This window comes from Pseudomonas sp. 14P_5.3_Bac1 (genome assembly GCF_025466135.1).
Lineage (GTDB): Bacteria > Pseudomonadota > Gammaproteobacteria > Pseudomonadales > Pseudomonadaceae > Aquipseudomonas.
In genome coordinates, this window is the sequence record NZ_JANLOF010000076.1 from 66,595 (window position 1) to 78,109 (window position 11,515).

Below are 11,515 nucleotides of genomic sequence, written 5' to 3' on the forward strand. Positions count from 1 at the left end.
TTGATCAGTTGGTCGCAGGGGCCAGGTCGGCATCGCCGCTCTGACGGAAAGTAATCAGGGTCACCAGCAAGGCCAGGATCGCCAGGGCCGCAGCCGCCAATGGCACGCTGGTCAGGCCGAATCCATGGGCAATCACACTGCCGCCGACCCAGGCGCCGAGGGCATTGCCGATGTTGAAGGCGCCGATATTCAAGGTGGACACCAAATTCGGTGCGGCCTTGCCGAAGGTCACCACGTTGATCTGCAGCGCCGGTACGGCGGCGAACGAGGCGGTGGCCCACAGGAACAGGGTGATTTCAGTCGGGATCACCGCGACGCTGGTCCAGGTCAGTACCGTGGACACCACCGCCATGCTGATGAATACACCGATCAAGGTGGCCGCCAGGCGTTTGTCCGCCAGCTTGCCGCCGATGATGTTGCCCACGGTGAGGCCCAGGCCGATCAGCAGCAGGGTCCAGGTCACGCCTTTGGGCGACACGCCGGTGACGTCGCCCAGCAGCGGCGCGACGTAGGTGAAAAGGGTGAACATGGAGGCGGCGAACAGCGCGGTCATGGTCAGCGACAACCAGATGCCGGCACCTTTGAGGGCGGCCAGTTCGGCGCGCATGTCGAGTTTTTCTTCGTCACGCTTGGCCGGCAGAAAGCGGATCAGGCCGATCAGCGCCACAACGCCGATTACCGTCACGGCCCAGAAGGTCGAGCGCCAGCCAGCTTCCTGGCCCAGCGCGGTACCCAGCGGCACGCCGAGCACATTGGCCAGGGTCAAGCCGGTAAACATCAAGGCGACCGCGGATGCTCGTTTGTTGGCCGGCACCAGGTTGGCGGCGACCACCGAGCCGATACCAAAGAACGCACCGTGGCACAGCGCGGTGACCACGCGGGCAAACATCAGCACGTTGTAGTCACTGGCCAGGGCGCAGAGCAGGTTGCCGACAATAAAGATGCCCATCAACGCTACGAGGGCGGCCTTGCGTGGCAGCCTGGCGGTGGCCAGTGCCATGAAGGGGGCGCCGATGGCCACGCCCAAGGCGTAGCCGGTGACCAGCCAGCCGGCGCCGGGAATCGACACGCCCAGGTCCGCCGCCACATCGGGCAGCAAGCCCATGATGACGAACTCGGTGGTGCCGATGGCGAAGGCGCTGAGGGCCAGTATGAGTAGCGAGAGGGGCATTGGCGTTTCCTTGGTTACAGCGGTTCGATGATTTCAGCGCTAAGTTCAGTCGTAAGCGCCGTGAGAAAGGCTTGGATCACTTCCTCATTGCGCCTGAAAAAGTGCCACTGCCCGGCCTTCTGGCTGCTGATCAAACCCGCCCGTTGCAAGGTCGCCAAGTGGGCCGACACGGTCGACTGGGACAAGCCGCAGCGCTGGTCGATCTGCCCGGCGCAGATGCCGTATTCGTGGTTGTGCACTTGCTCGGGGAACTGCACTTTCGGGTCTTTCAGCCAGGTGAGGATGTCTCGTCGTACTGGGTGCGCCAGGGCTTTTATTATTTCGTCGAGGTCGGTGGACATGGCAGATGCTCGTTTTCGTAAAACGTTATATCGCGATGAGGCGAACTTTAAATCGTTACATCCCGATACACCAATATGCTTTTGGTCTTAAGACCGGCTATTTCGGTATATCGGGTTATAACGATACATGGATGGCAGTGGTAGACTGCGCGCCATGAATTATCTCGCACATCTGCACCTGGGCGGCCAACTTCCTGCGCAATTGCTGGGCAGCCTCTATGGTGACTTCGTCAAAGGCCGCCTGCAGGGCCAGTTCAGCCCGCAAATCGAAGCGGCGATTCAGTTGCATCGCTCCATCGATCGCTTCACCGACAGCCACCCATTAGTAGGCGAGGCGTTGTCACGCTTCTGCCTGACCCGCAAGCGCTACGCCGGGATTGTCCTGGATGTGTTTTTCGATCACTGCCTGGCGCGGGACTGGGCGCTGTATGCCGACCAGCCGCTGGAGCGCTTCACGGCGCAGGTGTACCGCGTGCTGGCGGCCGAGCCGCAGTTGCCGGGACGGCTGGCGCAGATCGCACCCTATATGGCGGCGGATGATTGGCTGGGTTCGTACCGCGAGTTCGCGGTGATGGAACAGGTGTTGCGTGGGATCTCGCGGCGTTTGACCCAGCCCGAGGAATTGAGGCATGCCATGCAGGAGTTGCGGGTGTTGTATGAGCCGTTGAGTGAAGACTTTCGGCTGTTCTATCCAGAGTTGCAGAAATTTGCACAGCTCCAACTGACAACTGAGATCTAACTGTGGGAGCTGGCTTGCCTGCGATAGCAGTCTGTCAGTTGAAAGAGATGTGGCTGACCCGCCGCTATCGCAGGCAAGCCAGCTCCCACATTTTGAACTGTGTTCCGTTCATCTCAAGCTGCGAACGCCGGCCGAGCCGCCACTTGCTCCGCCTCCGGCAACGGCCCAAACAACGCCTTTTGCACCGCCTGCTGCGCCTGGAACGCCAGCGCCGCGCGTTCCTGCCCGGCACACGCAATCGGCTGCAGCACATGAATCTCCACATCGCCCTGGTCGTTGGCAAACAGGCGCATCAGGTGCGAGAGCAAATCGTCGTCACCAATAAACGGTGCCAGCGGGTCCACTTGCCCATCACGCAAATAACGAATCGCCACCGGTTGCAGCGACACATCGGCATCAATCGCACTGGCCAGCAAACGCCCGTGGAAGGTGCGCAGGCTGCGCCCGTCCGTGGTGGTGCCTTCGGGGAACATCAGCAGCGGGTGCTGTTGCTCCAGGTGACGGGTCATTTGCTTGCGGATCAACTGGCTGTCGCCCGAACCCCGGCGGATAAACAAGCTGCCGGCTTTGGCCGCCAACCAGCCGGCCACCGGCCAGGTGCGCACTTCGGCCTTGGACAGAAAGGACATCGGCGCCACAGCGCCCAGCAGTGGGATATCGGTCCAGGACACGTGATTGCTCACCCACAGCATCGGCGTTTTTGGCAATTCACCGTGCACCGTCACACGAAAGGGCAGGGCGTGGGTCAGCCGCGCCATAAAGAATCGCGACCAGCGCTGGCGGCGCACCATCGAGTTGGCCACGCCCAAACGCTCGAACACGCCAAACACGCTGGCCATGCTCAGCCCCAGCGCGACCACCAACAGCACCCGGGCGATGCGCCCGTACACACGCAGGCGGGCCATCACATGGCCGCCTTGAAGTGGCGGGCGTAACGTGGGCACAGCTCGTCACGCTTGAGCAGAATGAACACGTCGGCCACCTGGAAATCTTCATCCCAGCACGGCTCCCCGCAGATCTTCGCACCCAGGCGCATGTAAGCCTTGAGCAATGGCGGCATTTCGGCGATCACGTTGGACGGCAGGTCCAGTGCCGGCAGTGGCTTTTTCGGCTCGGCGCGCAGGTGTTCGTTGCACAGGTAGCGTTCGCGCAGGCGCTGCATGATCGCGTGGGCCTGGATGCCACCGTCGTGCATCGGGATGCTCGCGCAGCCCATCAAGTAGCTGTAGCCGCCCTGGTTCAAGACTTCCGCCAACTCGCCCCACAACACGGCAATGGTGCCGCCGTTGCGGTAGGCCGGGTCGACGCAGGTGCGACCGATTTCCAGGATCGGGCCTTGCAGGTGCAGCAAGCCGTGCAGGCTGAATTCTTCTTCGCTGTAGAACCGGCCCAGGGTGCTGGCGGCCTGGTGGTCGAGCAAACGGGTGGTGGCGACCAATCGACCGCTGTTCAAATCCCGCACGCCGATGTGGCTGCAGTGAACATCATAGTCATCCATGTCCAGACCCAGTTCCGCGCCTTTCAGCTTGGCGTTGAACTCGCCGCTGAACACGTTGAACCGCAGGGCCTGGGCTTCCTGCAAAGCCTTGGCGCCAATCAGGCGTTCGGCTTGCAGGCGGCGTTCATTGCCGGTGTCGCTGATGCGGGCGATCTGAGTCATGGCGAATCTCCGAGTGCCAGCCACATTTCGGCCGGTCGACTTGTTTGTCCAAACTCAGGCTATGTAGGCTCGGTGTCAGCGCCATGAAGTTACGGTGACGCTTAGATGACAGCCGTTGATGTCGCCAATCTGTCATGCGCCTCGGCTAGGCTCGCGGGCTTGAATGCCCCCTTGAGTTCGCGTCCATGGTCCGAGGCTTGTTGTGCGTTGCCCTGCTGTTTGTCACCGTTGCCGCCCACGCCGACACCTGGCCTGACAAGGACTGGGCCCATGGCACAGCACCCACCGGCCCCGCTGTCGATGCTCTGACTGCCTATGCGTTCCCAACCCGTGACGACGCCACCCGCCAAGGCATTCGCACCGACGCGCTGCTGGTGATCCGCGACGGCGAGATCATCTATGAGCGCTACGCCGCACCCACTACCGCGAGCACGCCGCACCTGACCTGGTCGATCAGCAAAAGCCTGATGGCCACGGTGCTCGGCGTGGCCTATGGCGAAAATCGCTTCAAACTCACCGACCCCGCCGCACGCTTCTACCCGCCGATGAAGCAGCACCCCAAAGTGACGATGGCCGACCTGCTGCACTGGGCCTCGGGCCTGGATTGGCAGGAAGATTACGAATACGCGCCGTTGAAATCTTCGGTGGTGGCGATGCTCTACACCCGTGGCCGCGCCGACATGGCCGAGTTCGCCGCCGACACCGAGGCCGCAGCGGCACCGGGCCAAGCCTTCCGTTACTCCAGCGGCGACAGCAACATCCTCTCCGCCACCCTCAAAGGCATGCTCGGCCACAAGGCCTATATGAGTTACCCGTGGGACGCGCTGTTCAAGCCGCTGGGCATTCGCAACGCCACTTGGGAAACCGACGCCGACGAAACCTTCGTCGCCTCCTCTTACGCCTACCTTACCGCCCGCGACCTGGCGCGCGTCGGCCTGCTGATGGCACGCGATGGGCGCTGGGGCGAGCAGCAATTGCTGCCCAAAGAGTGGGTCGCCTTCAACCGCCAACCCTTCGACAACTACAAAGCCGGCCAGGATGAAGCCGTACCCGGCGGCCAGTGGTGGTTGAACCAGGGCGCGCCAAGACCATGGCCCGACGCCCCGGCTGACACCTTCGCCGCCCTCGGCCATTGGGGTCAGGCGCTGTTTGTGATGCCCGATGAACACCTGGTAATCGTGCGTTACGGCGATGACCGCGACGGCAGCTACCGCCACAACGAACTGCTCAAACGCGTGCTCGCGGCGGTGCAACCATGATCCGTCGTCACCCGTTCATCAGCCTCTTTCTACTGCTGTTGATCGCGTTGCTGGGCTGGGTCTGGCATGAGCGCGTCAACCTGCAAGCCTTCCCCGACATCATCGCGGCGTACACCGCCAAGGAATATTGCTCGTGCCGGTATGTGCAGAACAATCCGGCCGAGTATTGCCTGGGGTATGTAAAGCAATACGTGCCGACCAGCGCGTTCAGCGACAACCCGGAGCGCAGTGAAGTGACGGCGAGTGGGTTGGGGCGCACGCATACGGCGCGCTGGCTAGGCGACCGTCAAGGCTGCCGCCTCAACCCCTGACACACCCAGGATTCCCTGTGGGAGCTGGCTTGCCTGCGATGCAGACACCTCGGCACATCAGGCATAACCAGTTGATGCCTTCGCAGGCAAGCCAGCTCCCACATTTGACCGAGTACACGCGTCTACCTGATGTACTGAGCTCAAAATGTGGGAGCGGGCTTGCTCGCGAATACGGTGGGCCAGTTATATATAAGCCGACTGACACACCGCCATCGGGAGCTAGCCCCCTCCCACATTGGATTTGCATTAATCATTGGAAATGAGAGAGGTCCAGGCAGGCGCCCGATGCACTGCACCGGGCGCGAACGACTTACTGCGGGGTTGGGCTGCCAGGCTGCATAGCCAGCAGCAGGTCATCAATGATGGCCTTGCCCATTTCTCCCAGGTAATGCGAGGCGAATGCAAACTTCTCCGCCTTGGGGTCCATGGCAGCTTCAAGGGAGAGCATTTTTGCGTAATAGAGCACGTGGGATGCGTGTTCCAGGGCTTCCACAAGCGGAACCCCGGCGTTGACGCGGAACACTTTCAGATGGCTTTTGTTCTCTCCGCAGTCTGCGAAGGTGGCGGCGCCGATGGTTTCGGCTGATGTTGCGTTAGTCATAACTGATTCCTTTTGCATGAACAAAAAGAGCTGCCACTAACGTTTCCAGGCGAAGGGTGGCAACTGTACGCGGGCTGGAAACCGAGGCAAAAGGAACCCGGCAGACCCGAAGGTCTCCCACGTACAGCCGCCAAAAAGCACAAACTGCAGGCATAAAAAAAGCGCCTGCTGATTGTTTGACGACGCTGTAGCGTCCTTAAGCATCGGGTTTCCAGGCCCGGTCGCTGATGAGCAGCGACGGAGGCGAGGTTAACTCTATGCACGCGCCGTCGCAACCGGTGGCCAATAGCTGTCCGCAATCTGCGTTGTGTGGCGAGGGAGATTGGCCCCGTTTGACTGCGCAGCAGTCACCAGCTTTTAGGGGCGCTTCGCACCCCAGCGCAAGCAAGCTTGCTCGCCACAGGGTTATTAGGTGTCCGCCTCAGGTTCCACCCAGTGGAACCACCTTTGATTGTCCTCCCGCCCACATCGCGGTTAGCTGACGATGTGTCGCCAACAAGAACGGGAACACCCGCCTGTGAGGAGAATCACCATGCGCCCACACCAGCACATTCTGGATTGGCTCAGCGACGTCGCCAGCGACTTGCACGCCGTGCGTCAAGACATCCACGCCCATCCCGAACTCGGTTTTGAAGAAAACCGCACCTCGGCGCTCGTCGCGCAATCCTTGAGAAATTGGGGGTATGACGTGCACACCGGCATCGGCAAAACCGGTGTGGTCGGCGTGCTGCGCAATGGCAGCAGCCCGCGTACGTTGGGCATTCGCGCCGACATGGACGCCTTGCCCATCATCGAAAACACTGGCGCGGCCTACACCAGCCAGCACGCCGGGTGCATGCACGCCTGTGGGCATGACGGCCACACCACCATGCTGCTCGGCGCCGCACGTTATCTGGCGGCGACGCGGCAATTCGACGGTACGTTGAACCTGATTTTCCAACCCGCTGAAGAAGGCCAGGGCGGCGCCGAGGCGATGCTGGCCGATGGTTTGCTCGAGCGTTTCCCCTGTGACGGCTTGTTCGGGATGCACAATATGCCGGGCTTGCCGGCTGGGCATTTGGGCTTGCGGGTCGGCCCGATGATGGCTTCGCAGGACTTGCTCACCGTGACCCTCGAAGGCGTCGGCGGCCACGGGTCCATGCCGCATTTGACGGTGGACCCGTTGGTGGCGGCGGCGAGTATGGTCATGGCCTTGCAGACTGTGGTGTCGCGCAACATCGACACCCAGGAAGCCGCCGTGGTCACGGTCGGTGCGCTGCAAGCAGGGCAGGCCGCCAACGTGATTCCTCAACAAGCTCTGTTGCGCCTGAGTCTGCGCGCGTTGAACCCCAAGGTGCGCGAGCAGATGCTGGAACGCGTCAACGCAATCATCCAGACCCAGGCCGCCAGCTTCGGCTGCACGGTGCAGATCGAACACCGCCCGGCCTACCCGGTGCTGGTCAACCATGCCGAAGAAACCGAGTTCGCCCGCCAGGTCGGCGTCGCCTTGCTCGGCGCCGATGCGGTGGACGGCAACACGCGCACGCTGATGGGCAGCGAGGACTTCGCCTGGATGCTGCAGCGCTGCCCCGGCAGTTACCTGTTTATCGGCAACGGCGTGTCGCGGCCGATGGTGCATAACCCCGCCTATGACTTCAACGACGACATCCTGCTGACCGGCGCCGCCTATTGGGGCGCGCTGGCCGAGAGCTGGCTCAAGCCTGCCTGACGACCGCCTTTTTTCTGCCGCTGGACCCTTGCCCTTATCGGTTGAATGGAGTGTTCCTCATGCAGATTTCAAAACCCGGTGTTTCGCGCACCCGCCAGGTGGTGGCGGCGGTGATCGGCAACGCGCTGGAATGGTATGACTTTATCGTTTATGGCTTTCTGGCCAGCATCATCGCCCGGCAGTTTTTCCCCTCGGAGGACGAGTACGCCTCGCTGTTGATGGCCTTGGCCACCTTCGGCGTGGGCTTTTTCATGCGCCCGGTGGGCGGCATCCTGCTGGGCATCTACTCCGACCGCAAAGGTCGCAAGGCGGCGATGCAGTTGATTATCCGGCTGATGACCGTGTCCATCGCGCTGATCGCCTTTGCGCCCAATTACGCCGCCATCGGCATGGGCGCGCCGTTGCTGATCGTGGTGGCGCGCATGCTTCAAGGCTTTGCCACCGGCGGTGAGTACGCGAGTGCCACGGCGTTTCTGGTGGAAAGTGCACCGGCCCATCGCAAAGGTTTGTATGGCTCCTGGCAGTTGGTGGGGCAATGCCTGGCGGTGTTTGGTGGTGCGGCGATGGTCGCGCTGGCCACGCATTTCTTTGCGCCGCAAACCCTCGACCTGTGGGGCTGGCGTGTGCCGTTCGTATTGGGTTTGCTGATCGGTCCGGTGGGGCTGTGGATTCGGCGGCACATGGAAGATCCGGAAGAATTTATCCAGGCACGCAAGCAGGCCACGGGTCCGGCGCCGAGTTTGATGGACGTGCTGCGTGAGCATCGACGCAGCATCCTGGTGTCGATGGGCTTGGCTTGCGGCGCGACGGTGTCGTTTTACGTGGTGCTGGTGAATATGCCGACCTTCGCCCACAAAAGCCTCGGCCTGCCACTGGACCAAGTACTGATGGTGCAGATGTTTGCGGTGGCGCTGATGACCGTGGTGATTCCGCTGTCCGGCCTGCTCTCGGATCGCCTCGGGCGGCGGCCGGTGTTGATGGCTTTTACCCTGGCCTTCTTCGTGATGGTCTACCCGTTGTATGTGTGGGTGGCCGCCGCGCCATCGATTGAGCGTTTGCTGGTGATGCAAGTGCTGCTCTGCACGGCCATCGGCGGTTTCTTTGGCCCGGCGCCGACGGCCTTGGCCGAGCAGTTCCCTATCGAGGTGCGCTCGACCGGCGTGTCGGTGGCCTATAACGTGGCAGTGATGGTGTTCGGCGGCTTTGCGCCGTTGATCGTCACCTGGCTGACCAAAGTGTTGGGCACGCCAGTGGCGCCATCGTTTTACGTGTTGTTCGCTTGCGTGCTGACGCTGCTGGGCACTTACTGCATGCAGGAGGCACCGCGGGCAAACAAAGCGCTGCCGTTTTCAAGTGAGGTGAAGCCTTGAGCATTGTTGAGTGGGACGCGACTGAGCTGTCGCGGGCGATTCATGCGCGGCAAGTGTCGTGTGAAGACGTGATGCACGCGTACCTGGCGCAGATCCAGCGCTTTAATCCGCGCGTGAATGCGCTGGTGTCGTTGCGCGACGTTGACGCCGTACTGGCCGAGGCCCGGGCCTGTGATCGCGAACTGGCACAGGGCCAATCGCGCGGCTGGATGCACGGCATGCCCCAGGCGATCAAGGACCTGGCCGCCACCAAGGGCCTGCGCACCACCTTGGGCTCGCCGTTGTTTGCCGAGCATGTGCCCAGCGAAGATGCCATTAGCGTGGCGCGGGTGCGGGCCAGCGGCGCGATCATTATCGGCAAGACCAACGTGCCCGAATTCGGCCTCGGTTCGCAGACCTACAACACCCTGTTCGGCACCACCGGCAATGCGTATGACCCACGCCTGGTGGCGGGCGGCAGCAGTGGCGGGGCGGCGGTGGCCCTGGCGCTGCGCATGCTGCCGGTGGCCGATGGCAGCGACATGATGGGCTCGCTGCGCAACCCGGCCGCGTTCAACAATGTGTTCGGCCTGCGCCCGTCGCAAGGGCGCGTGCCGCACGGGCCGATGCCGGAAGTGTTCGTGCAGCAACTGGGTACCGAAGGCCCGATGGGCCGCAGTGTCACCGATGTGGCGCGGTTGCTGAGCATCCAGGCCGGTTACGACCCGCGGGTACCGTTGTCATCCAAAGACGACCCGACAGTGTTCGGCGAACCCTTGCAGCGCGACTTCAAAGGCGCGCGTCTGGGTTGGCTGGGGGACTACAACGGCTATCTGCCAATGGACGACGGCGTGTTGAGCCTGTGCGAATCGGCCCTTGGTGATTTCGTCACGCTGGGGTGTGAAGTAGAAAGCTGCCAGCCGGCGTTTTCCCTGGCGCGGCTATGGCGCAGTTGGTTGGTGCACCGCCATTGGCTGGTGCACGGCAATCTCGGCGCGGCCTACGCCAACCCGCAAAAACGTGCGTTGCTCAAACCTGAGGCGCAATGGGAAGTGGAGGGCGGCCTGGGCTTGAGTGCCCAGCAGGTGTACCAGGCGTCGGTGGATCGCAGCGAGTGGTATCGCGCCTTGGCCAAGTTGTTCGAACGTTACGATTTCCTGTTGCTGCCCACCGCTCAGGTGTTCCCTTTCGATGCACAACAGGCGTGGCCGCGCCTCGTTGGCGGGCGCGAAATGGACACGTACCACCGCTGGATGGAGGTGGTGATCGGGCCGACACTCGCCGGTCTGCCGAGCATGAGCATCCCGGTGGGTTTCAACCCTGGCGGCTTGCCCATGGGCCTGCAGATCATCGGCCCGGCCCAGGCCGACCGCGCGGTGCTGCAACTGGCATACGCCCATGAGCAGTTGACGCAATGGGTGCAGCGCCGGCCACCGGCGTGCCTCGAATCAGGTGATTGACGCGCAACCGGGCCTGTATCTTGCTGTGAAAAATGATCATCCACCGGCAACAAGGAGATCGAACATGGGCAGCCACGCCGAGACAGGCACCGTACGGTCGGTTGAGCGCGCACTGGCAATTGTCGAATTGCTCGGTGAACACCAGGCGTTGGGGTTGGAGGAGCTGCATTATCTGACGCGTTTGCCCAAGGCCACTGTGTCGCGCATGTTGCTGACCCTGCAAGAGCAGGGTTGGGTCTATCGCGGCCTGAGCGATCGCCGTTATCGCCTGCGCGCCCAGCGCTTGTTCGGCGACACCCAGCAACGCTTCAAGCGCCAGGTGGTGGAAAGCGCTGCGCCGTGGCTGCTTGAATTGAGCGAACGCACCGGGCTGGTGGTGGATTTATCCTGTTTTGATGGCGAGCGCCTGGAGGTCATGGAAAGCGCGATCCCCAGCGTGCTGCGCAAGTTGTATCCGAACAATTGCCAGATCGTCGGCCAGCACGCCAGCCTGTTTCACTCGGCGATGGGCAAGGCCTGCCTGACGCAGCTGCCCGCCGAAGAGGTGCAACGCCTGGCGGGCCGCGATCACGTGGCGGCCGATGAGCAGTTGCACACCTGCGAGCAAACCCAGCACCAGGGATTTGGCCAGCGCACCGAAGGTTATTGGGAATACCCGGTACGCCTGCCGTTCCTGATTCGCGCAGTGGCGTTGCCGGTGCAGGCCAATGGGCGCCTGGTCGGCAGCATGGCGTTGCACTGGCCGATGCATCAGGCGCCGGTGGAGCGCGTGTTGAACTTGCATATGGCCAGCCTTGAAGCGACGGTGCGCGATGTGCAACGGGCGCTGGCCTGACAGTCACCGCTGAACAAAAATGTGGGAGCTGGGGTGGGGGGGGGGGGGGGGGGTGTGGGGGCGGGGTGCTTTACAGATTAA

The 11,515-nt window shown here is 62.4% G+C and carries 12 protein-coding genes; 7 read left to right on the top strand and 5 right to left on the bottom strand.

Annotation, left to right across the window (positions count from 1 at the left end):
- Window positions 1–4: 4 nt before the first annotated feature.
- Both NTD89_RS20085 and NTD89_RS20090 read right to left on the bottom strand, forming a co-directional pair.
- On the bottom strand, window positions 5–1,171 hold the full coding sequence (locus NTD89_RS20085; RefSeq protein ID WP_262209281.1) for an MFS transporter: 1,167 nt from the start codon (window positions 1,169–1,171) through the stop codon (window positions 5–7).
- 14 nt (window positions 1,172–1,185) lie between these two features.
- Window positions 1,186–1,512 (bottom strand): ArsR/SmtB family transcription factor, encoded by a 327-nt coding sequence (locus NTD89_RS20090; protein WP_262209283.1) that lies wholly within the window; start codon window positions 1,510–1,512, stop codon window positions 1,186–1,188.
- A 154-nt stretch (window positions 1,513–1,666) separates the two neighbouring features.
- Here NTD89_RS20090 and NTD89_RS20095 point away from each other — a divergent pair, with 154 nt between their 5' ends.
- On the top strand, window positions 1,667–2,251 hold the full coding sequence (locus NTD89_RS20095) for an ACP phosphodiesterase (protein ID WP_262209284.1): 585 nt from the start codon (window positions 1,667–1,669) through the stop codon (window positions 2,249–2,251).
- A 113-nt stretch (window positions 2,252–2,364) separates the two neighbouring features.
- Here NTD89_RS20095 and NTD89_RS20100 read toward each other — a convergent pair whose 3' ends face one another.
- Together NTD89_RS20100 and olsB are read right to left on the bottom strand one after the other, a co-directional pair.
- On the bottom strand, window positions 2,365–3,156 hold the full coding sequence (locus tag NTD89_RS20100; protein ID WP_262209285.1) for a lysophospholipid acyltransferase family protein: 792 nt from the start codon (window positions 3,154–3,156) through the stop codon (window positions 2,365–2,367).
- Complete coding sequence (gene olsB, locus NTD89_RS20105; RefSeq protein WP_119738887.1) at window positions 3,156–3,911, bottom strand: L-ornithine N(alpha)-acyltransferase; 756 nt, start codon at window positions 3,909–3,911, stop codon at window positions 3,156–3,158. Before olsB ends, NTD89_RS20100 begins: the two co-directional genes overlap by 1 nt.
- A gap of 185 nt (window positions 3,912–4,096) precedes the next feature.
- Between olsB and NTD89_RS20110 the strand changes: the two genes are divergently transcribed.
- Together NTD89_RS20110 and NTD89_RS20115 are read left to right on the top strand one after the other, a co-directional pair.
- Window positions 4,097–5,170: a serine hydrolase domain-containing protein gene (locus NTD89_RS20110; protein ID WP_262209287.1), complete on the top strand. Its 1,074-nt coding sequence runs from the start codon at window positions 4,097–4,099 to the stop codon at window positions 5,168–5,170.
- Window positions 5,167–5,481 (top strand): amidase, encoded by a 315-nt coding sequence (locus NTD89_RS20115; RefSeq protein WP_262209288.1) that lies wholly within the window; start codon window positions 5,167–5,169, stop codon window positions 5,479–5,481. The genes NTD89_RS20110 and NTD89_RS20115 overlap by 4 nt, the downstream gene beginning before the upstream one ends.
- Window positions 5,482–5,791: 310 nt before the next feature.
- Here the strand turns inward: NTD89_RS20115 and NTD89_RS20120 are convergent, their stop codons facing one another.
- Entirely contained in the window at window positions 5,792–6,082 is a 291-nt protein-coding gene (locus NTD89_RS20120) for a DUF3077 domain-containing protein (RefSeq protein WP_242194171.1), read from the bottom strand.
- Between the two features lie 532 nt (window positions 6,083–6,614).
- On the opposite strand from NTD89_RS20120, the gene NTD89_RS20125 reads away from it, so the two are divergent.
- The 4 genes from NTD89_RS20125 (at window position 6,615) to NTD89_RS20140 (ending at window position 11,434) form a co-directional block, all read left to right on the top strand.
- Window positions 6,615–7,790: a M20 aminoacylase family protein gene (locus NTD89_RS20125; RefSeq protein WP_242194169.1), complete on the top strand. Its 1,176-nt coding sequence runs from the start codon at window positions 6,615–6,617 to the stop codon at window positions 7,788–7,790.
- 59 nt (window positions 7,791–7,849) lie between these two features.
- Complete coding sequence (locus NTD89_RS20130; RefSeq protein ID WP_242194167.1) at window positions 7,850–9,160, top strand: citrate-proton symporter; 1,311 nt, start codon at window positions 7,850–7,852, stop codon at window positions 9,158–9,160.
- Window positions 9,157–10,599, top strand: coding sequence for an amidase (locus tag NTD89_RS20135; RefSeq protein ID WP_262209290.1), 1,443 nt, complete (start codon window positions 9,157–9,159; stop codon window positions 10,597–10,599). Before NTD89_RS20130 ends, NTD89_RS20135 begins: the two co-directional genes overlap by 4 nt.
- Before the next feature lie 64 nt (window positions 10,600–10,663).
- Window positions 10,664–11,434, top strand: coding sequence for an IclR family transcriptional regulator (locus NTD89_RS20140; protein ID WP_145162799.1), 771 nt, complete (start codon window positions 10,664–10,666; stop codon window positions 11,432–11,434).
- Window positions 11,435–11,515 lie beyond the last annotated feature (81 nt).